The sequence below is a fragment of the Bacillus sp. AFS053548 genome, from assembly GCF_002575105.1.
GTDB lineage: Bacteria > Bacillota > Bacilli > Bacillales > Bacillaceae_G > Gottfriedia.
Map to the genome: position 1 here is coordinate 138,286 of NZ_NUHI01000015.1, position 21,472 is coordinate 159,757.

General features: G+C 33.7%; 24 protein-coding genes. 21 read left to right on the plus strand and 3 right to left on the minus strand.

The window, feature by feature from the left end; translation table 11 throughout:
- The first annotated feature begins 2 nt into the window (after positions 1–2).
- From CN946_RS08730 to moaC, 10 genes are all read left to right on the plus strand, one after another.
- Positions 3–482 (plus strand): helical membrane plugin domain-containing protein, encoded by a 480-nt coding sequence (locus CN946_RS08730; RefSeq protein WP_098860787.1) that lies wholly within the window; start codon positions 3–5, stop codon positions 480–482.
- A 155-nt stretch (positions 483–637) separates the two neighbouring features.
- Positions 638–1,429, plus strand: coding sequence for a formate dehydrogenase accessory sulfurtransferase FdhD (fdhD, locus tag CN946_RS08735; RefSeq protein ID WP_098860881.1), 792 nt, complete (start codon positions 638–640; stop codon positions 1,427–1,429).
- 48 nt (positions 1,430–1,477) lie between these two features.
- The gene (gene moaA / locus CN946_RS08740; protein WP_098860788.1) at positions 1,478–2,503 is read left to right on the plus strand and encodes a GTP 3',8-cyclase MoaA; all 1,026 of its coding nucleotides are present in this window, start codon (positions 1,478–1,480) and stop codon (positions 2,501–2,503) included.
- 261 nt (positions 2,504–2,764) lie between these two features.
- A complete protein-coding gene (locus tag CN946_RS08745; protein WP_098860789.1) occupies positions 2,765–3,781 on the plus strand; it encodes a molybdopterin-synthase adenylyltransferase MoeB in 1,017 nt (338 codons plus the stop codon).
- A gap of 19 nt (positions 3,782–3,800) precedes the next feature.
- Complete coding sequence (locus CN946_RS08750) at positions 3,801–5,090, plus strand: molybdopterin molybdotransferase MoeA (protein ID WP_098860790.1); 1,290 nt, start codon at positions 3,801–3,803, stop codon at positions 5,088–5,090.
- 42 nt (positions 5,091–5,132) lie between these two features.
- Positions 5,133–5,603 (plus strand): molybdenum cofactor biosynthesis protein MoaE, encoded by a 471-nt coding sequence (locus CN946_RS08755; RefSeq protein WP_098860791.1) that lies wholly within the window; start codon positions 5,133–5,135, stop codon positions 5,601–5,603.
- The gene (gene moaD / locus CN946_RS08760) at positions 5,600–5,836 is read left to right on the plus strand and encodes a molybdopterin converting factor subunit 1 (protein ID WP_098860792.1); all 237 of its coding nucleotides are present in this window, start codon (positions 5,600–5,602) and stop codon (positions 5,834–5,836) included. Before CN946_RS08755 ends, moaD begins: the two co-directional genes overlap by 4 nt.
- A gap of 33 nt (positions 5,837–5,869) precedes the next feature.
- A complete protein-coding gene (locus CN946_RS08765) occupies positions 5,870–6,364 on the plus strand; it encodes a MogA/MoaB family molybdenum cofactor biosynthesis protein (RefSeq protein WP_098860882.1) in 495 nt (164 codons plus the stop codon).
- On the plus strand, positions 6,361–6,930 hold the full coding sequence (locus tag CN946_RS08770; protein WP_098860793.1) for a molybdenum cofactor guanylyltransferase: 570 nt from the start codon (positions 6,361–6,363) through the stop codon (positions 6,928–6,930). Before CN946_RS08765 ends, CN946_RS08770 begins: the two co-directional genes overlap by 4 nt.
- Positions 6,931–6,965: 35 nt before the next feature.
- Positions 6,966–7,448 carry a cyclic pyranopterin monophosphate synthase MoaC gene (gene moaC, locus CN946_RS08775; protein ID WP_069034221.1) on the plus strand — a complete coding sequence of 161 codons (483 nt, stop codon included), beginning with the start codon at positions 6,966–6,968 and terminating at the stop codon, positions 7,446–7,448.
- Positions 7,449–7,488: 40 nt separating this feature from the next.
- Here moaC and CN946_RS08780 read toward each other — a convergent pair whose 3' ends face one another.
- A complete protein-coding gene (locus tag CN946_RS08780) occupies positions 7,489–7,845 on the minus strand; it encodes a Na-translocating system protein MpsC family protein (RefSeq protein WP_097974143.1) in 357 nt (118 codons plus the stop codon).
- Positions 7,846–8,059: 214 nt separating this feature from the next.
- Between CN946_RS08780 and mobB the strand changes: the two genes are divergently transcribed.
- The 3 genes from mobB (at position 8,060) to CN946_RS08795 (ending at position 10,079) form a co-directional block, all read left to right on the plus strand.
- Complete coding sequence (gene mobB / locus CN946_RS08785; RefSeq protein ID WP_098860794.1) at positions 8,060–8,593, plus strand: molybdopterin-guanine dinucleotide biosynthesis protein B; 534 nt, start codon at positions 8,060–8,062, stop codon at positions 8,591–8,593.
- Positions 8,594–8,636: 43 nt separating this feature from the next.
- Positions 8,637–9,293: a molybdate ABC transporter permease subunit gene (modB, locus tag CN946_RS08790; RefSeq protein ID WP_098860795.1), complete on the plus strand. Its 657-nt coding sequence runs from the start codon at positions 8,637–8,639 to the stop codon at positions 9,291–9,293.
- A 138-nt stretch (positions 9,294–9,431) separates the two neighbouring features.
- Positions 9,432–10,079 (plus strand): MOSC domain-containing protein, encoded by a 648-nt coding sequence (locus CN946_RS08795; protein WP_098860796.1) that lies wholly within the window; start codon positions 9,432–9,434, stop codon positions 10,077–10,079.
- A 310-nt stretch (positions 10,080–10,389) separates the two neighbouring features.
- Here the strand turns inward: CN946_RS08795 and CN946_RS08800 are convergent, their stop codons facing one another.
- Positions 10,390–10,605 (minus strand): hypothetical protein, encoded by a 216-nt coding sequence (locus CN946_RS08800; RefSeq protein WP_098860797.1) that lies wholly within the window; start codon positions 10,603–10,605, stop codon positions 10,390–10,392.
- Between the two features lie 292 nt (positions 10,606–10,897).
- Complete coding sequence (locus CN946_RS08805) at positions 10,898–11,917, minus strand: substrate-binding domain-containing protein (RefSeq protein ID WP_098860798.1); 1,020 nt, start codon at positions 11,915–11,917, stop codon at positions 10,898–10,900.
- A gap of 457 nt (positions 11,918–12,374) precedes the next feature.
- On the opposite strand from CN946_RS08805, the gene CN946_RS08810 reads away from it, so the two are divergent.
- The 8 genes from CN946_RS08810 (at position 12,375) to CN946_RS08845 (ending at position 21,455) form a co-directional block, all read left to right on the plus strand.
- Positions 12,375–13,691, plus strand: coding sequence for an ABC transporter substrate-binding protein (locus CN946_RS08810; protein WP_098860883.1), 1,317 nt, complete (start codon positions 12,375–12,377; stop codon positions 13,689–13,691).
- A complete protein-coding gene (locus CN946_RS08815; protein WP_098860799.1) occupies positions 13,691–14,569 on the plus strand; it encodes a carbohydrate ABC transporter permease in 879 nt (292 codons plus the stop codon). The genes CN946_RS08810 and CN946_RS08815 overlap by 1 nt, the downstream gene beginning before the upstream one ends.
- Positions 14,556–15,386, plus strand: a complete 831-nt coding sequence (locus tag CN946_RS08820; RefSeq protein WP_098860800.1) for a carbohydrate ABC transporter permease — start codon at positions 14,556–14,558, stop codon at positions 15,384–15,386. Before CN946_RS08815 ends, CN946_RS08820 begins: the two co-directional genes overlap by 14 nt.
- 24 nt (positions 15,387–15,410) lie before the next feature.
- Positions 15,411–17,021, plus strand: a complete 1,611-nt coding sequence (locus CN946_RS08825) for a glycoside hydrolase family 13 protein (RefSeq protein ID WP_176547269.1) — start codon at positions 15,411–15,413, stop codon at positions 17,019–17,021.
- Positions 17,018–17,962 (plus strand): MTP-1 family protein, encoded by a 945-nt coding sequence (locus tag CN946_RS08830; protein ID WP_098860802.1) that lies wholly within the window; start codon positions 17,018–17,020, stop codon positions 17,960–17,962. Before CN946_RS08825 ends, CN946_RS08830 begins: the two co-directional genes overlap by 4 nt.
- Before the next feature lie 35 nt (positions 17,963–17,997).
- Positions 17,998–19,059 carry a BtaManbiosPhlase gene (locus tag CN946_RS08835; protein WP_098860803.1) on the plus strand — a complete coding sequence of 354 codons (1,062 nt, stop codon included), beginning with the start codon at positions 17,998–18,000 and terminating at the stop codon, positions 19,057–19,059.
- A 266-nt stretch (positions 19,060–19,325) separates the two neighbouring features.
- Entirely contained in the window at positions 19,326–20,555 is a 1,230-nt protein-coding gene (locus CN946_RS08840; RefSeq protein ID WP_098860804.1) for an MFS transporter, read from the plus strand.
- 27 nt (positions 20,556–20,582) lie between these two features.
- Complete coding sequence (locus CN946_RS08845; RefSeq protein WP_098860805.1) at positions 20,583–21,455, plus strand: ROK family protein; 873 nt, start codon at positions 20,583–20,585, stop codon at positions 21,453–21,455.
- The last annotated feature ends 17 nt before the right edge of the window (positions 21,456–21,472 follow it).

Below are 21,472 nucleotides of genomic sequence, written 5' to 3' on the forward strand. Positions count from 1 at the left end.
TGATGGCACAACCAATCACGACAATTCAAAAATACGTACCAACTAAAGAAGAGCAAAATCAACAGAAACTAGAGGATTTGAAGCTTTTATTAGCAGAAAATGAAGATTCGTTAAATAAAATTTTAAACATCGTTTCTGAATTAAATGAAACAGGTGTCCTTGAAGCTGCAAATTCAATGCTACAATCTAAAGAGAAGATTACAAAAATTGCTTTAGGACAAATGAACCGAGAGCCAGTCACGAATATCATCAATAATATTATGGGAGCTGCTGGTGCACTTTCAAGTGTGGACCCAGAGTTAACAACAAAGCTAATCAATTCCGTAACAAAAGGAATCGATGAAGGAAATAAACATCTTGAAAATGATGATAAAGTAGGAATACTTGATTTAGTAAAAGTTTTAAAAGATCCTGATGTAAATCGAGCAGTTGGTTTTGGTATTCATTTTCTAAAAGGTATGGGAAAAGGTCTAAAAGAATAATAGAAAAAACAATTTGTATTTAATAGAAAAGAGTTTAATAATAAGAGATGAACCTTTTAATCAAAAAATGAATTGATAGGTTCATCTCTTAATGAATATTTTTTGTGGAAAAACGAGATATGAAAAATATTTCAGGAAGAAGGGAATCTTTAACGATGCTACCAACTGAAGTGAGAAGAAGAATTCTCCGCTTTGAAAATGGTGAAACAAACTATATTGAAGACAGCGTTGTCACAGAATTTCCCGTCACGGTAAAAATCAACGGACAAGAATTTGTTACGATGGTCAGTACCCCAGAGTTTATTGAGGATATGGTCGTAGGATTTTTAGCATCCGAAGGGGTCATCCGAAAATACGAGGATATTGAAAACATATGGTTCCAAGAAAAAGAAGGCTTTGTCCATGTAAAAACAAAGAATATTAATCCATATTATAAAGATATTCAAAGTAAAAGATATATTACATCATGCTGTGGAATGAGTAGACAAGGGTTTGTTTTTGTAAATGATGCATTAACTGCAAAAAAAATGAAAGAAGTGAATGTTCAACTATCATTTCAAGATTGTTTTCGATTAATGAAAGAAATGCAACAGTCCGCATTTTTGTTTCATGAAACAGGCGGAGTCCATAATGCTGCTTTATGTGATTTAAATGGGATTGTTTTGAATAGAATGGATATTGGTAGGCATAATGCATTAGATAAAATCTATGGATATTGTCTAAAAAACAATATTAGTATTTCAGATAAAATAATTGTTTTTAGTGGGCGATTATCTTCTGAAATTTTACTAAAAGTAGCTAAAATTGGTTGTGAGGTCATACTGACGAAATCAGCTCCAACAGAATTAGCTCTTCAACTAGCGGAAGAATTAGGTATTACGACAGTTGGATTTATTCGAAATCAGTCACTCAATGTTTATACTCATTCAAAGCGTATTGTGAAATAGTGAGTTAAACAAATCATTTATGAAATAAAAAGAAGTGGGGCAATGGTTATGAAAAATGTTGCATTGGATAAACATCATCGACCTTTACAGGATTTACGTATATCTGTTACCGATCGCTGCAATTTTCGTTGCCGTTATTGTATGCCGGAAGAAATTTTTGGTCAGGACTATTCTTTTTTATCACAAGATAAAATACTATCCTTTGATGAAATTGAAAGATTAACACGTATTTTTGTATCTTTAGGAGTAAGAAAAATTAGAATTACTGGTGGAGAACCTTTATTACGTAAAAATTTACCTAAACTGATTGAACGATTAAATAAAATTGATGGTGTTGAAGATATTGCTTTAACAACAAACGGGACATTACTTAAAAAGTTTGCAAAAGATTTATATGAAGCCGGTTTAAGAAGAGTAACCGTAAGTATAGACTCTTTAGATGAAGAACGATTTGCATATATGAGTGGTAATCGAGGAAATGTAAAGTCTGTTCTTGAAGGGATACAAGCTGCTTCTGATATCGGAATGAAGGTTAAAATCAATATGGTGGTTCAAAAAGGCAAGAATGAACAAGATCTTATCCCGATGGCACAATATTTTAAAGAGAAAAAACATATTCTTCGTTTTATTGAGTATATGGATGTTGGAAATTATAACGGCTGGAGGCTCGATGAAGTTGTAGGAAAACAAACAATCATCGATCTGATCAATGAAGTCATGCCTTTAGAATTTACAGAAGCTAATTATGTAGGAGAAGTTGCTAATCGATACCGTTACAAAGATAGTGATGATGAAATTGGAATTATTTCATCAGTGACCGATTCATTTTGTTCAACTTGTACAAGGGCGCGTATATCTGCAGAAGGAAAATTATATACATGTTTATTTGCAACAAAAGGTTATGATCTAAAAGAATTAGTCAGGTCTAACCAAGATGATGAACAAATAAAAGAAACGATTCTATCAATATGGAGCAACCGAACGGATCGTTATTCAGATGAACGATTAAGTAATACAAAAAAAATGAATGATAAATCATCACATAAAATTGAAATGTCCCATATAGGTGGTTAATCATTACCAATAATAGAAGGTTTGGAGATTATGCAATGTCTATATAATGCTCTAACTAAAAATTAGAAAGTGATGATTGGTATCTCTGTTCGTTTAGCAGAGAAATTAAGCAGCATTCAGAACTCCTTATATGATGAGGATTTCTTAATGCTGCTTTATTACATATAAGGAAAACAAGAAAAGCAGAAAAATTGGTGAGGATACCCGGAGAAAACTTTTTATCTCTTTCGCTAGGTCCTGCTCTTTAATGGAGGATATCTTATGTCAGAACGTTATTCACGTCAGCAACTATTTACCCCGATTGGTGAAAATGGACAAGAATTAATTAGAAAGAAACATGTTTTAATTGTTGGGGCAGGTGCGTTAGGAAGTGCTAGCGCGGAGGCACTTGTTAGAGCTGGAATTGGAAAGTTAACTTTAATTGACCGAGATTATGTTGAAATGAGTAACTTGCAAAGGCAACAGCTTTATACTGAAGAAGATACTTTTGAGAAATTGCCGAAAGTAATTGCCGCTAAAAAACGTCTCCAAAAAATAAATTCAGATGTTTTCATCAATGCATTAGTAATGGATGCAAGTGCAGATAATATGGAAGTCCATTTGAAGGACACTGATGTTATGATTGATGCAACAGATAATTTTGATATTCGCTTTATCATAAATGATTTATCACAGAAATATGAAATTCCGTGGGTGTATGGCTCTTGTGTGGGGAGCTTTGGTATGTGTTGTACGATTTTACCAAGTAAAACTCCTTGTTTAAACTGTATATTAAAAAGTTTACCAGTACCTGGTGTGACTTGTGACACAGCTGGAGTCATTAGTCCTGCGGTACAATTAGTAGCGGCATATCAGGTTGCTGAAGTATTAAAACTATTAGTTGAGGATTATTCAGCAATTAATTCAAAATTCCTTACATTTGATTTATGGAATAATCAACATTTTTCATTTAAATTATCGAAACTCAAATCAGATGATTGTCCTTCATGTGGAACAAATAGGACGTATCCTTATTTAGCCTTTGAAAATCAAACGAAAACAAGTACACTTTGTGGGCGAAACACGGTTCAAATTAGACCTTCAACGACTAAAAATTATGACTTTAATGAACTAGAAATCCAACTAAAACAACACGGGAAAGTAGGGCGGAATCCTTATTTGATCTCTTGTCAGATAGAAGATTATCGATTTGTTGTTTTTCAGGATGGAAGGGTTTTTGTTCACGGAACAAATGATATACAGGAAGCTAAAAAACTATATTATCGTTTATTAGGTTAATAGAGAGAGGATGAAAAGAATGGTTGAAAAACGAGTGCCACTACCGATCGAAGAAGCAGTTCGTAAAGTGATGGATTTTGCCAAACACGGATCAAAAGAAATGGTATCAATCGATTTAGCATATGGACGAGTATTAGCTGATGATATAAAAGCTGATCAGGATATACCTGCTTTTGACCGCTCTCCATATGATGGCTTTGCGATTCGAGCTGAAGATACTATTCTTACACGCAATGAAAATCCAACAATCTTTGAAGTGGTTGGAGAAATTGGTGCTGGTTCAGTTTTTCCAAATGAAGTAGCTCCATTACAGGCCGTTCGTATTATGACAGGAGCTCAAATACCTCAAGGTTGCACAGCCGTTGTCATGCTTGAATTAGCAAAAGAGATTAAAACTGAAGGTAAAACGTTTATTGAAATTAAACGTTCTTATCAAAAAGGCGATAATATTTCATTCCAAGGGGAAGAAACGCATAAAGGTGATATTCTTGTTAAAAAGGGAACTGAAATCAACCCTGGAGTGATTGCTTTACTTGCTACTTTTGGATATAGTCAAGTTCCTGTAGCGAAAAAGCCAGTCATCGGAGTTATTGCAACAGGGAGTGAACTGCTAGATGTCAACGAACCGCTTGAACCTGGTAAAATTCGCAATAGTAATTCCTATATGGTTCTCGCTCAAATTCAAAAAGCAGGTGCAATCCCTAAATATTTAGGAAAGTTTAGCGATGATTTGGATACTTGTTTTTCAGAAGTTAAAAATGCCTTAGAGCAAGTTGATATTCTAATTACGACCGGTGGAGTATCTGTCGGTGATTATGACTATTTACCAGATATTTACGCAAGATTAGGAGCTACAGTTTTATTTAATAAAATTGCCATGCGTCCAGGAAGTGTAACAACAGTAGCGCATTTTGAAAATAAATTATTATTCGGTTTATCAGGGAATCCATCTGCTTGTTTTGTTGGATTTGAGCTATTTGTCAGACCGATTATCCAAACTTATTTATTTAACGAAACACCACATTTAAAAAGAGTCAGTGCAATTTTAGGTGAAAACTTTCCAAAACCAAATCCATTTACAAGATTTGTAAGAGGTAAAATTGTGTATCATGAAGGTCAATTAACAGCAATTCCAGCAGGTTTTGATAAGTCCAGCGCTGTATCGTCATTAGCTTATACAGATGCTTTTATTGTTTTACCTGGAGGAACTAGAAAATATGAAAAAGGTATGTCAGTAGACTTATTATTATTAGAAGACCATGAAGGAAGTAAATGGCCTTGGTATGAATTTATTCCAGCGTATAAATAAGCAGTAGTACTCTATTAATTTAAGAAAAGTGAAGTGGTTTACTTGGAACAAACATTTTTTAATATTGTCGATACACCGATTGTTGTTGAGGAAGTTTCAGATAAAGTAAAAAGTAGAAATGCAGGAGCCATTACTGTTTTTATTGGTACAGTTAGGGAGTTAACAAAAGGAAAAAAGACTTTGTCGCTAGAATATCAAGCGTATGAAACAATGGCCGTAAAAAAGCTAGCCCAAATTGGTGATGAAATCCACGGGAAATGGCCAGAAGCAATTGTTGCGATTACTCATAGAATTGGAAGATTAGAGATTAGCGATATTGCCGTTGTGATTGCAGTTTCCTCTCCGCACCGTAAAGTTGCTTACGAAGCAAATGAATACGCAATCGAACGAATTAAACAAATCGTTCCGATCTGGAAAAAAGAGTTTTGGGAAGATGGTACGATGTGGATTGGTGACCAATTAGAAAATACATCATACCAAGAAGGAAAACCAAATATGGAGGAATCCAAATGATTAAAGTTTTATTCTTTGCTCATTTACGTGAGAAAGCTGGTACGGAAGAATTGACGCTAACTGATAAAAGTGGAATTAACGTAAAAGACTTAAAAGACTGGCTGATGAATAACTATGATTTACCACAACTGAATCAGATTATGACAGCAATCAATGAAGAATTCGTAACAGATGAAGAAATTGTAAACGATGGAGATACGATAGCATTTATTCCACCAGTAAGTGGAGGATGATGGATTTCATAAAGCTCGAAAGTAGGTAGAATGATGCATAAACATAACGAAAAAGCGATTGTTAACGCAGCGATTTTAACAGTTAGTGATACTAGAACTGTTGAAACTGATGAGAGCGGTAAACTAATTAAAGCTTTATTAGACGAGCAAAAACATATCGTCCATGATTATAAAATCACAAAAGATGAAATAGCATTGATCGAATCGATTGTTAGATCATGGAGTGAAGATGAAACGATTCAAGTTATCATCATTACAGGTGGTACTGGTTTTACGAAAAGAGATGTTACATATGAAGCAATTTCAAAAATGCTAGATAAAGAAATGCAAGGATTTGGGGAACTGTTTCGTTCATTAAGTTATACAGAAATTGGACCAAAGGCTATGTTTAGCAGAGCAATCGCAGGTAGCTTTCATGATAAAGCAATCTACGTAATTCCAGGTTCAAAAAACGCAGTAAATCTAGCAATGACAAAACTAATTTTACCGACATGCCAACATTTTGTGGAAGAATTAAATAGACAATGAACATAGCTGGCGTCGTTTTAGCAGGAGGAAAGTCATCCCGTTACGGTAAACCAAAAATGTTTGAAACGTATAAAGACAAATTATTGTATGAATATAGTGTCGAAGCCTTAAAGGGAAATTCGATTTCTCCAATTATCATTTCAACAAACGAAAAACTAGTTCCGTATTTTAATAAAAATGATCTAGAATTTGTCATTGAAGGAGAAGCCAAAGAATACCAAGGACCTTTATATGCGATGTACAATGCATTTTCCAACATACCAAACAAAGACTGGTATTTTGTCCTAGCATGCGACACACCTTTTATTACAGTTGACTTTGTAAAAAACATGATCGAAAGGGCAGAAAATACGAATGTTGATGCAATCGTTCCGATCCAGTCGGATAAACTTCAACCACTATTTGCGCTCTATCATCGAAATTGCATTGAAAAAATGAAAGAGATTTTAGATAATAACAATCGAAAAGTTCAGTTATTATTCAGTGAAGTAAATGTAATGACTGTTCAATTTTCAAGTGACGATCTCATCTTTAAAAATATAAATAGTCCGAATGACTGGATTTAATTTGTCAAATTTAAGACTTACCTGGAGGTACTTGCATGAGTGAATTTTCACATTGGAATGAAGAAGGAAGACCTAAAATGGTCGATATATCAGACAAAGACATCACTACTAGAGTTGCGATTGCACAAAGTACAATTTCGATTTCAACGGAATTATATGAAGCAATTCAAAATGGATTAATTAAAAAAGGTGATCCACTAAATGTTGCACAAATTGCTGGAATTATGGGAGCTAAAAAAACTTCTGACATTATTCCAATGTGTCACCCAATCGCACTTTCAGGAACTGACTTTACATTCGAATATGTAGAGGCACCTAATGGATATGATTTAATCATTCGTGCGACAGTGAAATGCAGTGGAAAAACTGGAGTTGAAATGGAGGCACTTACAGCTGTAAGTGTAGCTGGCCTTACATTTTACGATATGTGTAAAGCCGTTGATAAAAGTATGGTCATAAAAGAAACGTTTTTAGTTCAAAAAAAAGGTGGTAAAAGCGGCGACTTTTTCCATAAATAAGATCGGAACAAAAGCTTAATTGATTAGTAGCATCTACTAGCTAATCAATTAAGTTTTCTAATTTTTTATCGAATACAAAAACTGAAATCGCAATATCTTCTTCAACTTTCATATCCGAGAAAAGATTGATAAACTTTGCATCAACGATTTCTTCTAGCTTAACTGGATGATTTTTTGCATATACATCTTGAATCATCTTAGTTCTAGCATTATGTACGATATCACGCCCTTCAGAAGTTTGAGCAATAAATAGCTCAGTAGGAGTCAGATTTCCATACAAAGTTGAAACAGCCATATTTTCAACAAAAACAGTATGGATTCTTTCAGGGCCTTTACCAAATAATTCTTTACGCAGTTTTCGTATATAGTCATTAAATTCATGGATGACTTTAGACATTACATATACCCCTTAAATTAATTCTGTTTTTCTTATCATAAAACAATGATTAGTAAATTTAAAGGAAAAAACTTTTAGAGAACATCTTCTAAAAGACTTTACTAAACTGCTTCACCATCAATACAAGAATCGATCAAATTGATTTTTGTATTAATGGTGTTTTTTCAGTAGGCTCCTTATAATAAAAGTATTTAATAAAAAGGAATTGAGAGCGATGAAAAAAAACTATTCCATTTTGCAAATTGTAGGCTATCAAAATAGTGGGAAAACAACACTTACTGAAAAACTTATTAAACTGGCCAATCACCAAGGATTATCAGGTGCAACTATAAAACATCATGGTCATGGCGGTGCACCTGATTTAGAAATAGAACGCAAAGACAGTAGTCGTCACTTAGATGCAGGAGCAATCGTTTCTAGTGTTGAAGGTGATGGAGTCTTGCAATTAAGAACAAATTTTATCAATTGGGATTTAAAGAAAACAATTGAATTATATCGCTTTTTTTCAACAGATATTATTTTTATTGAAGGTTATAAAAGGGAAAGTTATCCAAAAGTAGTATTAATAAGAAGTGAGGATGATTTAAATTTACTCGATTCATTAACGAATATTATCTGTGTGATTAGCCATTTTGAAATTGAAGAGGGTAGATTGAAAGATTATCAATATTTCCATCTTTATGATGAAGAAAATTATTTAGATTTCTTGATGAATGAAATGTCAAAAGGTAATTTCATTGAGGATTAAAAAATAGATGAAAATATGGTTGGTTTTGAAATGAGGAGATTAATTGTTAGAAGAGTTTTTAATACCCCTTAAGATTTCCTTTAAGGTTACGATTGTGGCAGGAGTTATCGTTATTATATTAGGTACACTAGCTGGAAAAATTCTCTCTATGAAATCATTTAAAGGTAAGACACTTCTAGAAACAATCTTAATGTTACCTTTAGTTCTTCCTCCTACAGTTGTAGGATTTTTACTATTAGTCATTTTCGGAAGACAAAGCTTCGTTGGAAAAATGATCGAATGGTTAGTTAAACAGCCAATTGTTTTTACATGGTGGGCCGCTGTAATTGCATCAATTGTTGTAGCATTTCCGCTTATGTATCAATCTGCAAAAACTGGATTTCAAAGTGTAGATAATGAGATTGAAGAGGCAGCTCGAGTTTGTGGAGCAAATGAATGGAATGTTTTTTTCTTGATTTCAATTCCACTCTCATTAAAAGCCATTATCTCAGGAAGTATATTAAGCGTAGCAAGAGTACTAGGCGAGTTCGGTGCTACACTTATGTTTGCTGGAAATATTCCAGGGAAAACACAAACTGTCCCAACGGCAATTTATTTAGCAATTGATGCTGGAAATATGAAAATGGCTTGGTTATGGGTGCTTTCAATGGTCTTAATTTCTTTTATTATGCTGTTCGTTGTTCAGCTGAAACAAAAATGATTTTGCAGATTTGTATTGTCTCAAATTAGTATATAATGCTGTATGTAGGATATTTTTCCTTTTTATTCCAAAATTTTAGATTACATAAATAAAACCCAGTTTTACAATTAGAAACTTAAAAAAGAGAGGGTGGAAGGTATGGCAAATAAAGTTGAGTTAATTAATCTTGCAGTAGGATTACCGAGTAAAATGGAATACGGCGAAAACAAAGAAATGATAACGGGGATTTGTAAAGAAGGAATCGAAGAAGTTTACTTATCAAAAGAAGGTTTTAAAGGTGATGGAGTAGCTGACTTAAAACATCACGGTGGACCAGATCGAGCTGTATGTGTGTATCCATATGAACATTACGCACTTTGGGAAAAAGAGTTTAATCTAAATTTACCACTTTCAGCATTCGGAGAAAATATTACTGTCACAAATATGTTAGAAAAAGACGTATGCATTGGCGATGTCTACCAAATTGGCGATGCAATGATACAAATTACACAAAGTAGAATACCTTGTGACACAATTACAAGGAGAACGAATGTAGCACTTAAGAGAATCGTAGAAACTGGTTTTACAGGCTACTTATGCCGTGTATTGAAAGAGGGAACAATCAGAAAAGATTCGAACATAGAATTAATCGAAACTCAAAAAAATAAAGTTTCAGTACTTTATTGCAACGAGATTTATTTCCATGATCCAAAAAATGTTGAAGGAATAAAAGCGATATTGGAAGTTTCTGAGTTAGCTGAGGATTGGAGAAATCGGTTAGAAAAGCGTTTGGAGAGTTTAGTTTAAATATTATTAGTTTACGGGAAGTCGCTTTCAGTTAGAGCGGCTTCCTTTTATATTAAAATGCTTTTTTATATTTAGACTCCTCCTATAAATTACTTCTAATACAATCTCATTTTCTATTATATGGGAAATTGACATCATTCCATTTTTGCGAGAATTAAGCATTTCAAATTTATTTTTGAAATGCAAAAGAACATCTATCCTATTAAAGTCAGGGATAGATGTTCTCGTAAAAGAAATTGAAGATTATCCTATCATTCAATCAATTCCTAGTAAAAAGAAAAATCGATTTTCCTTTTTTCTGTTTTTTGACTTAAAAGTTCCACCATCTGTCACTACGACGATTGAAATTATCGCGTCTTTCATCGTCACATCGATCTACTGCACGACAGAATTCCTCTTTATCAACCGTGATTTTCGCATTAAATGTAACCTCGTTATTTCTTCTATTATTTCGATTATTATTTCTTTCGTCATTTCTTTCGTCATTTCTTTGGTTATTTCTTTCGTTATTACAATTGCAACCCATTATAACACTACCTTTTCCTTTAATTTCATCTCGATAGCTTATGATTGGACAAGCAAAATGAAATGGACAAGTGTTTGATTTTAATAAATATATTCCTGATGCATTTATTTATTGTTAAGATTAATAATTCAATAAGAAGAATTTAACTCCTTGTTCTTCTAATCTCACTCATGTTAAGTAAGAAAATCGACAATTAATAGTAAAAAAAACACCCTTACCTTAAAATGAAGTAGTGGTGTGTAAATAAGTGTTCGTATTCCTAAGTTTCCAATCCTCTAAAACCCTATTGTTCTTACTTTCCTAATTCACCAGTAGATTCCCTAATAACCAGTCTAGTAGGCAATAAGATTTCATGGATTGGCTCGTCTTTGTTTTCAATTCTCCAGCATAATTGTTCAACTGCTTTTTTACCGAAGAAGTTTAAGTCGATATCCATTGTCGTCATTTTTGGTGTTGCAATTTGAGAAAGCTGACCATTATCAAAGCTACATACTGATACGTCATCTGGTACATTGAATCCTCTTCGTTGTAATTCGGTTTGAACTAGAAAACCTAGTCCATCATTTACACAAAAATAGGCTGTAGGTTGTTTTGAAAATTGATCAAGTAAAGTTATAATATGGGCCTGTTCCTCTTTAGCGTGATTTAACAGTAGGTCCTCATCATGTTTTATTCCATATTTTTTAAGAGCTAAAAAATATCCTTCTAATCTTTCCTGGTAGCTCGGCGATATGTCTACATCTCCAACGAAGCTAATTTCTTTATGTCCCAATTTAATTAAGTGCTCTACAGCTGTAAATGCTGCAAATCGATTATTCGTTAAAATTGAATCAGCATGAAGGAAGGGTTCATGGTGATCAATTAGTACGGTAGGAATACCGGATTTTATAACTTTTGCAGTGTAGTCTGTATTAATATGAGACAAGATCAACAATCCATCAATTTCTTGATTCGTTAATAAGGTAGGCATAATTAAATTTTCAACCGAATGCTGATCGATCGATTCAATCAAAAAGTTTATGTCTTTAGCTTTTAATTCTTTTTGAATACTTAAATAAATTTCACCAAAAAATCCAGTTAAAGAAAACGCAAGATCTGAAGCAATTAACCCAATTGTTTTAATTGTTTTTTCTTCAACTTGTTTTTGGGTACGAATAGTTGAATAAGAATAACCTAATTCATCTGCAGTATCTTGAATCAGCTTTCTTGTTTCTTCGCTAACACCAGGTTTCCCAGATAGAGCCTGCGATACTGAGTTTTTTGAGATATTTAATCGTGTCGCAATGTCTTGCATTGTCACTTTCTTTTCCATTTATAAATTTCTCCCCTAAATCAATCTATCTAAATTATATCCTAAAATTAATTGTAAGTATATTGTAACGTTACAAAAATAGTAATGCAACTTTTTGTAATGTTAAATAATTAACTGTTTTATTAAAAAACAATGAAAATAGTAAAAAATCACTTGACTAAAATTATGTTAGGTGGAATAATCAGCTTATAAGTTGATTTATAACGTTACAAAATTACATTTAAGTATATTTGTAATGTTATAGTAATGTTTGTTTGTGAATTAGTAGTAATGAATGAATAAAGGGCACAAATAACTATTTTTATGAATGACCTAACAATTATTATACCTTTTTTTCGAGTATTTGTTAGCGCTTCCAGATTAATGAAATACATAGTGTATTAAAATTAGTCAACATGTTTTTCTTTGAAAAGAATTTTGATTCTATCTTAATCATTGGAGGAAATACCAGATGGAAATGAAAAAAGTATCATCAGTCTTATTAGCAGCTTCTTTATCTGTTGCTGGTTTATCTGCTTGTTCTACAGGTAATAAGGAAGTAAAAGGTGGAGCAAAAGATGGCGTAACAACAATTGAATTTTGGGCAGCACCAAATCCGACTCAACAAGTTTATTGGAAAGAAGTAGCTGAACAGTTTACGAAAGAGAATCCTAGTATCAAAGTAAATGTAAGTCCAATGAAGGAAAGTCCAACATCTGAAGCTAGTATTCAATCTGCTATTGCAGGTGGAAGCGCTCCAACAATGTCTGAAAATATTAACCGAGGATTTGCAGCGCAGTTGGCTGATAGTAAAGCACTAGTTCCTTTAGATGAATTAGATGGCTTTGACAAAGTGAAAGAAAATCGTCATATGAACGATACAATGAAAGGTTGGCAGTTTGCTGACAATCACCAATACGTTCTACCAATCTACTCAAATGCAATGCTATTTGGTTGGAGATTAGATATTTTAAAAGAATTAGGATTTAACACGGCACCTAAAACGTACAGTGAAATGTTAGCGGTTGCGAAAAAGTTAAAAGAAAAATATCCAGATAAATATGTTTGGGCTAAAGCAGACCTTGCAGATCCAACGGCTTGGAAAAGATGGTTCGACTTTTTCATGCTATATGATGCAGCATCTGAAGGTAACAAGTTCGTAGAAGGTTCTAACTTTACAGGTGATAAGAAAGCCGGAGAGCAAGTATTTGATTTCGTGAATGACTTACGTAAATCAAATGCATTACTAACTAGACAAGCAAAAGATCCATTTGAAACTGGATTAGGAATCTTTACTGATATTGGTCCTTGGACAATCTCTTATTGGGCAGATAAATTCCCTAATATGAAGTTTAATGAGACATATACATTATCTACACCACCGGTTCCAGATGGTATGTCTACTGAAAATGTTAAAACATTTGCAGATACAAAAGGCTTAGTAATTTATGCTTCTGCTACAAAAGAACAACAAAAAGCAGCGATGAAGTTTATCAACTGGGTGTATTCAAATCCTGAAAATGATTTGAAATGGCTTGAGAAAACGAACTTACCACCAGCACGTGATGATTTAACAACAAATGATACATTTAAGTCGTTCTTTGATAAAAATCCAGCATTACAACCATATGCAGCAGCCGTTCCTAATGCGATCCCGCCAATGGATAACGCAAAATACAATGATATTCAAACCTATATTGGCCAATATGCATTCAATCCTGTAGTAAAAGGTGAAAAAGATTCTAAATCTGCATGGAAAGACATGAAAGAGGCTATTGAGGGGGCTCTTAAGTAATGAGCACGAAACAAGGAAGGTTGGGCTGGCTATTTGCCAGTCCTTATCTTATTTATGCAATAGTTTTTTTTCTAATTCCTCTAGTGTGGTCTTTGTTTCTATCACTAACTGATTGGAATTTAATCGCTCCAACGTTTAGCTTTGTTGGAATCGAAAATTATACAGAAGCTTTTAAGAGTCCAGGTGTACAAAGTGCATTTTTCGTTGCATTTAAGTTTATGGCACTATTTGTACCGATGGTTGTAGCAGCTTCAATCATTGTAGCTTTAATCGTTCAAGGTTTACCAAAGTTTAAAGGGTTATTTTTAATCGGATTTTTTCTTCCGTATCTAGCATCAGGTGTAGTTTCTTCATTAATTGTAAAAGGGCTATTATCATACAATAGCCCGATTAACGAATTCTTAAGAAATTCATTAGGTTTAGATATTAACTGGTTAGGGTCGCCGTTTGGTGCTTTATTCACTGTAGCGGTAATTATTGCTTGGAAATTTACGGGATACTATGCACTAATCTTAACTTCAGGTTTTGATAGTATCGATAAAGAAGTTTATGAGGCAGCATTAATTGATGGTGTAACACCAATGCAGCGTTTTTGGAAAATTACATTTCCTTTATTATATCCTGCATTATTTACAGTATTAATTTTAGCAATCGGTGTAACATTTGGTATTTTCACAGAGGTTTATCAATTAACAGGTGGGGGTCCGAATTTCGCAACGAATACATGGCAAATGGAAATCTTTACGAGAGCATTCTCGAATCTTCAAGCTGGTTATGCATCTGCCATTGCGATAATTGCCTCTATAGTAACATTTATATCAATCTTTATTATTCGAAAACTTTTAGAAATGTGGGGAAAACGAAATGGTTGGAATTAAGAAAAAAAGACTATGGTTTCGTTACCTGATTGCCTCGATTCTCTTACTAGTTATGATTTTTCCATATATTTATATGGTTTTAAATTCATTCGCTGATTGGAGTCAAGTAGACCGAAAATTAATTCCAACCGGTTTTACTTTGAAATCATATAGCTGGTTATTAGCTGGTGGTGAATCAGCAATACCAAGGCCATGGATCAATGCCTTTTTTAATAGTTTCTTTGTATCAGCTGCATCTACATTATTAATGATGGTGACAGCAGTTATGGTAGCATACGCGCTTGCTAAAATTCCTTTTAAAGGAAGAAACTTTATTAATAACTTTATTTTATTTCAAATGTTTTTCCCTGCGATTATTTTATTAATCCCTACATTCCTTGTCATTCAAAAAATTGGGATGTATGACTCATATTGGGGGATGATATTGCCAAAAGCAATGAGCTTATGGGCAGTCTTTATGTACACAAACTTTTTCAAAGCTATTCCTGAAACATTTATAGAAGCAGCTAAATTAGATGGTGCTAGTGAGTGGCAAATCATGTTTAAAATCGTCTTGCCGATGTCCAAATCAATCACAACTGTTATTTTCCTCTTCTTATTTATGGAAAGATGGACAGAGCTTTTATGGGACATGTTAGTTGCAAAGAGTGACAATATGCTAACTTTAAACGTTTTATTATCTCAAATGTTTGGACCTTACGGTGGTTACCCAGGGCCAATGTATGCTGCAGCAGTATTACTAACAATGCCTATCATTATTATCTTCTTATTATTTGCTAAAAAGTTTAAAGAAGGTATGCAATTTACACTTAAGTAATTCATGGATCGGAGTTCTAACAAAATGGCAAATTGGTGGAAGCAAACTACTTTTTACGAAATTTATATGCCGAGCTTTATGGATGGTAATGGAGATGGAATTGGCGACTTTGCTGGTATCATTTCTAAACTCGACTATTTAAAAGAATTAGGAATTGGTGGAATATGGCTAACTCCATTTTATCCATCACCTAAGGTTGATAATGGATATGATATTTCAGATTATTATTCGATTGATCCGGATTATGGAACAATGGAGGATTTTGAATTATTTATCAAAGAATCCCATAAACGAGGAATACGTATTATTGCTGATTTAGTTTTAAATCATACGTCCTCTGAACATAAATGGTTTAAAGAATCAAAATCCTCTAGGAACCATCCAAAACGAGATTGGTATATTTGGAGAGATAAACCAAATAACTGGGAATCATTCTTTGGTGGGACAGCTTGGGAATATGATGAGATCACAAACCAATATTATTATCATGCATTTGCAAAAGAACAAGTCGATTTAAATTGGGCAAATCCAGAAGTGAAAAAAGCTTTGTTTGATGTAATGGACTTTTGGCTTCAAAAAGGAATAGATGGTTTTCGTTTAGACGTCATCAATTTTTTAAAGGTAAATAATTCGTTCAAAGATAATCCAAATGATATTGAAAAGAATGAGCAACTTCATTTGCATGATAAAGATCAAGAGGGAGTCCTATCAATCATTTCTGAAATAGCTGAGTTTGTAAATCGCTATAAGGATAAGTTTTTAGTTGGCGAAGTTGGATCAGAGGATTTATCAATTCTTAAAGACTACTCAGGCGTTAATAAATTAGACGTAGTTTTTAATTTTAATATTGGAAGTATTTCAGAGTTTGATCCAAATAGGATTTTTCAACAATTATATGAAACGGAACAAGCTTATGATGAAAACCAAATTCCTACACTGTTTTTCTCAAGTCATGATATGTCCCGTTTTACTTCAAGATTTGGCGGAGATGAGGAGCGAGCAAAGCTAGTTGCTACTTTGATGCTTACAGCTAAAGGTGTCCCATTTATTTATTATGGTGATGAAATTGGCATGCGAGATTGGACTACTGATGACATAAAAAAAATGAAGGATGTTCAAGGATTGACCGCATACGAATTAAAAATGCAATCGACAAATTCAGAAGATGAAGCATTAAAAGTAGCCAATGAGAAATCGAGGGATAAATCTCGAACACCAATGCAATGGAACTCACAAGTCAATGTTGGTTTCTCAACTGTTGAACCATGGATTACAATCCCAAGTCAAACTCTTGATATTAATGTTGAAAATCAAATACAGTATTCAAATTCAATGCTTTCTTTTTATAAGAGCTTGCTTAAATTAAGAAGCAAGTATACTTCATTGCAATTAGGTCAGTACGAATTATTAAAGTATGAAGAAGATTTATTCTATTATATTCGATCGTATAAAGATGAAAAAATAATTGTAATTTTAAATTTTTCAAATGAACCAAAATCAATAACGTTAGATTCTTATAGACAATTAAAATTTGAAATACTACTTTCTTCTCAGCGTATGGATTTAGGGATTACTAAGGATATAAAAGCTTTATCAAATGAAGCATTAATTTTAAAAGGGGAATTAGAGGAATGACATTTAATCAGATGCAAAATGCTCAAACTTGCGAAGAGTTAATTCTTGAATTTACAACCAAAAAGCAGCCAACAAATCCAGAAAATATCGTTTTTACTGGAGTTGGAAATAATGATGTTTATAATATCAGTGCTCCTTTTGAAGTCGAAGGTGAACTAGTTATTGCTGGCCGGGTCGAATCTCGTGATAGTGAGCATTCAGTTGTTTATTTCTTCGTTGAAAAAAATGGAGAGTGGGTACGTAGAGAAGATTCTCCTATTCTTGAATTACAAGATCCATTTTTTACAAGAATCGCCGGAGAACTAGTGATCGGGGGAGTGCAAATCTTTCCACATCCAGAAAAAGAAGGGCAATTAGGCTGGAGAACAGTTTTTTACAAAGGTGATTCAATTACAAAGTTAGAGAGGTTTGCAAAAGGTCCTGATGGAATGAAAGATCTACGTTTAATTGAGTTGAAAGATGAAACGATTGGTGTATTAACTAGACCACAGGGTGAAAAAGGTGGTAGAGGAAAAATTGGTTGGACAAAGATTCAATCACTTTCTGATTTAACACTTGATGTAATTAATAATGCTCCATTACTTGAAAATCAATTTATTGATGAGCAGTGGGGAGGAGCAAATGAAGCACATCTATTATCGAATGGAAAGATTGGTGTGTTAGGTCATATTGCTAGTTTTGATGAAGAGGGTAATCGTCATTATTATCCAATGATATTTGGTCTTGATCCCGAAACAGGATCATTTTCAAAGATGGAATTAATTGCGACAAGAAGTCATTTTTTACCTGGTCCTTCGAAGCGTCCAGACTTAATTGAAGTTGTCTTCAGCGGGGGATTAGTTCGTAATACCAATGGTACGGCTGAACTTTATGCCGGAATTAGTGATGCAGATGCCCAAAAAATTACGATGGTTGATCCGTTTTTACAATTCGAACAATAAGTACTAATCATACACCAACAAAGGAGCTAATAAAAATGAATGTATATAGATATGAAGAAAACCCAGTAGTAACGCCGAAAAACGTAAAACCCCATCGTCCCGACTTTGAAGTAATTGGAGCTTTTAATGCAGGAATCGCAAAGTTTAATGATGAAATTATCATGCTCCTACGTGTTGCAGAACGCCCAATTAGTGAAGATCCTAACATTATCAAATCACCAGTCTTTAATCCAACTACAAATGAACTTGAAATTTTAGAGTTTAATGTAAATGATTCAAAATACGATTTTTCAGATGTACGTACGATTAGTGAAAATAGTGATAAACAAGGCTTTAAATACTTAACTTCACTTTCGTATTTACGGATTGCTCGTAGTAAAGATGGGCATCAGTTTACCATTGATGAAAAACCATTTATTTATCCTTCAAATGAATTAGAATCTTTCGGGATTGAAGATCCACGAATTACTCAAATTGATGATACATACTATATCTATTTTAGTGCCGTTTCTCCAGTAGGTGTTGGTGAGTCAATGGTTTCAACGAAGGACTTTGTCTCAATTGAGCATCATGGAATGATTTTTGCACCTGAAAATAAAGATGTATTAATTTTCCCTGAAAAAATTAATGGGAAGTATTATGCACTTCACCGTCCGGTACCGAAAAGTATCGGTGAACCAGAAATTTGGATTGCTGAATCTCCGGATCTACTACATTGGGGAAATCATAAACATTTATTAGGTCTAAGAGAAGGAATGTGGGATAGTGCTCGAATGGGAGGAGGAGCTGTTCCTTTTAAAACAGAAAAAGGTTGGCTTGAATTATATCATGGCGCGACTGAAGATCACCGTTATTGCATGGGTGCCGTTTTACTAGATTTAGAGGCCCCTACTAAAATTATCGCTCGTTCTAACCAACCAATACTTCAACCAGAAGCAGATTATGAAGTAGAAGGATTCTTCGGAAATGTAGTTTTTTCATGTGGAGCGCTAGTTGAAGGTGACGTTGTAAAAATGTTTTACGGTGTGGCAGACACTTCAATGGCATGTGTTGAATTAAGCCTTCAAGAAATAGTAGATTCACTAACTTATTTATAAACATTACGTTTGTAGAAAGGATGACATAAAACAAGGAAAAGAAATTTGCACCAAATCTATCGAAATGAAATTTTGTGGAATGGGGTAAACGAAACTTGATTTATGCATCCTTTTTTCTATCTATAAATTTTTAGGAAGGTGAAATCGATGAAAAAGAATAACAGCTGGAAGCTATTAAACTTAAATTCAGAGGTTGCTAAGGAAAGGAATAGAAGGCGGTTAGTCGTCCTTGTAAATAGCCCTTCTTAATAGAGGAGAAATTATTGATGCTTCAAATTTTTAAATCTTTTTCGACAGAATTAAAGTTCTACTTAATGATGAATACTTTTTTTACTTTTGGAGGAGCGTTATCGGGGATCTTTCAAAGTGTATTTTTATGGAAGCTTGATAAAACTTATTCTCTACTAGCCTATTTCAGCTTATATTGGTCAGTTGCCATTATTTTTTGCTTTGGTATTTGTGCATGGATTGCTAGAAAAACGAGTCCAATGATTACGATGCGATTAGGTTTTATCTGTTACTTAATAACATATTTAATCATGTTATTTTACCATTCAACTTTGAACGAGCATATCTTATTACTAGGATTCTTAAATGGATTAGCAATGAGTTTATACTATGTTGGCGTTCATTTAGCCATTTTAGATTTAACGACAAATGAACAAAGAGACAAGTTTTTATACGTTCAAGGAATCTTAATGACAATCGGAGGCGTAATCGCACCGCTCCTGTCAGGTATCATAATCTCTCAATTTAATGGAATGATGGGATACTATGCCGTTTTTACTGGTACTTGCGTATTCTTCTTTATTTCTTTTTTAACATCCTTAAAGGTAAAAGGAAAACCTATTTCTTCTAAAAGTCAATTTTGGGAGGTTGTAAAAAGTCCTTCTAGGGAATGGAAAAAGATGTACTTAGTCATGTTATCAGATGGAATAGTATCTGGGGTGTACACAACCTTTTTAATTACTATGATGACGTTCAAAATAGCTGGCGGGGAATTAAATCTTGGAATCTATAATACCGGTGCACAGCTTGTGGCGGTTGCTGCATTTTATTTTTTAGCGAAACTAACGAATCAAAACGATCGTATTAAGATTTTTGCTGTCGGGTCGATTGGTATATTGGTGAGCTCTATTCTAATTTCATCACTTCCTTTCCTTATTTCATTAATTATTTTCGGTATTATTTCTCCAGTTGCAATGAATATGATTAATACATCAATGAACGCGATGATTTATGAATCAATTGAAAGAGATCCGAATTATAAGAATAAACGATTGGATTATATTATTATTCGCGAAATTCCACTTGGAATCGGAAGAATAATCGGGGTAATTATTTTTCTAGTAATGGGGAAATACTTTGACCTCGATTCACTTTTACCAATTTCGTTTAGTTTTTTTCCAATTATATATGTAGTAATGATTCCAATTCTCTATTTGATTTGGAAGAAACCAATCACAAAGGCCGCGCTTCACTCGAAGGAAATATAAAAAATAGTTTATACGGGAGGAAAGTTTATGTTAGGTGCAATCGAAGCAGGGGGAACAAAGTTTGTCTGTGCAGTTGGAGATGAAAATGGAAACTTAATTGAGAGAATTCAACTTCCGACAACTATACCGGATGAAACGATCCCAAAGGTGATTGAATTTTTCGATAAGTTTCCAATACGAGCAATTGGAATCGCTTCATTTGGTCCAATCGATGTAAATAAAGAAAGTGCTACTTATGGAAATATTACTTCAACACCAAAAACGGCGTGGAAGAATTATCCTTTTCTTCAAGTGTTTAAAGAGCATTTTTCAGTCCCAATTGGTTTTAATACGGATGTGAATGCAGCGGCACTAGGTGAGGCTACTTTTGGAGCAGCGAAAGGTTTAGATAGCTGTCTTTATATTACTGTTGGTACTGGAATTGGGGCTGGCGCCATTGTTAATGGAGAATTGCTTCAAGGGATGACTCATCCTGAGATGGGACATATTTTAGTAAGACGTCATCCATTAGATCAGTACGAAGGTAAATGTCCTTATCATCGTGATTGTTTAGAGGGGTTAGCTGCTGGTCCAGCTATCGAAGCTCGTTGGGGAGAAAATGGTTCAAGCCTCGTTAATAGAGAAGAGGTTTGGGACTTAGAAGGCTACTATATTGCACAAGCACTTATGCAATATATTTTAATCTTATCACCTAAGAAGATTGTTCTTGGTGGGGGAGTTATGAATCAAAAGCAAGTTTTCGATAGCATCTATAAATATTTAAATGAACTAGTTTGTCATTATGTTAGTTTACCAGAGTTATCTGAATATATCGTACCACCAGGCTTAGGAGATCGTGCTGGAATTACCGGAGCTCTTATGCTTGCACATAATGCTTTAAATAAAAATGCACTAGTTTAAATAGCCTATAGGAGGAA

Coding starts and splice junctions, on each gene's coding strand:
- CN946_RS08805 (WP_098860798.1), bottom strand. CDS start 11,917: ATGGAAAAGAAAGTGACAATGCAAGACATTGCGACACGATTAAATATC.
- CN946_RS08795 (WP_098860796.1), top strand. CDS start 9,432: ATGGCAAATAAAGTTGAGTTAATTAATCTTGCAGTAGGATTACCGAGT.
- CN946_RS08840 (WP_098860804.1), top strand. CDS start 19,326: ATGCTTCAAATTTTTAAATCTTTTTCGACAGAATTAAAGTTCTACTTA.
- CN946_RS08745 (WP_098860789.1), top strand. CDS start 2,765: ATGTCAGAACGTTATTCACGTCAGCAACTATTTACCCCGATTGGTGAA.
- CN946_RS08825 (WP_176547269.1), top strand. CDS start 15,411: ATGGCAAATTGGTGGAAGCAAACTACTTTTTACGAAATTTATATGCCG.
- moaD (WP_098860792.1), top strand. CDS start 5,600: ATGATTAAAGTTTTATTCTTTGCTCATTTACGTGAGAAAGCTGGTACG.
- CN946_RS08730 (WP_098860787.1), top strand. CDS start 3: ATGGCACAACCAATCACGACAATTCAAAAATACGTACCAACTAAAGAA.
- CN946_RS08835 (WP_098860803.1), top strand. CDS start 17,998: ATGAATGTATATAGATATGAAGAAAACCCAGTAGTAACGCCGAAAAAC.
- CN946_RS08810 (WP_098860883.1), top strand. CDS start 12,375: ATGAAAAAAGTATCATCAGTCTTATTAGCAGCTTCTTTATCTGTTGCT.
- CN946_RS08770 (WP_098860793.1), top strand. CDS start 6,361: ATGAACATAGCTGGCGTCGTTTTAGCAGGAGGAAAGTCATCCCGTTAC.
- CN946_RS08845 (WP_098860805.1), top strand. CDS start 20,583: ATGTTAGGTGCAATCGAAGCAGGGGGAACAAAGTTTGTCTGTGCAGTT.
- mobB (WP_098860794.1), top strand. CDS start 8,060: ATGAAAAAAAACTATTCCATTTTGCAAATTGTAGGCTATCAAAATAGT.
- CN946_RS08765 (WP_098860882.1), top strand. CDS start 5,870: ATGCATAAACATAACGAAAAAGCGATTGTTAACGCAGCGATTTTAACA.
- moaA (WP_098860788.1), top strand. CDS start 1,478: ATGAAAAATGTTGCATTGGATAAACATCATCGACCTTTACAGGATTTA.
- CN946_RS08800 (WP_098860797.1), bottom strand. CDS start 10,605: ATGGGTTGCAATTGTAATAACGAAAGAAATAACCAAAGAAATGACGAA.
- CN946_RS08815 (WP_098860799.1), top strand. CDS start 13,691: ATGAGCACGAAACAAGGAAGGTTGGGCTGGCTATTTGCCAGTCCTTAT.
- CN946_RS08780 (WP_097974143.1), bottom strand. CDS start 7,845: ATGTCTAAAGTCATCCATGAATTTAATGACTATATACGAAAACTGCGT.
- fdhD (WP_098860881.1), top strand. CDS start 638: ATGCTACCAACTGAAGTGAGAAGAAGAATTCTCCGCTTTGAAAATGGT.
- CN946_RS08820 (WP_098860800.1), top strand. CDS start 14,556: ATGGTTGGAATTAAGAAAAAAAGACTATGGTTTCGTTACCTGATTGCC.
- CN946_RS08750 (WP_098860790.1), top strand. CDS start 3,801: ATGGTTGAAAAACGAGTGCCACTACCGATCGAAGAAGCAGTTCGTAAA.
- moaC (WP_069034221.1), top strand. CDS start 6,966: ATGAGTGAATTTTCACATTGGAATGAAGAAGGAAGACCTAAAATGGTC.
- CN946_RS08830 (WP_098860802.1), top strand. CDS start 17,018: ATGACATTTAATCAGATGCAAAATGCTCAAACTTGCGAAGAGTTAATT.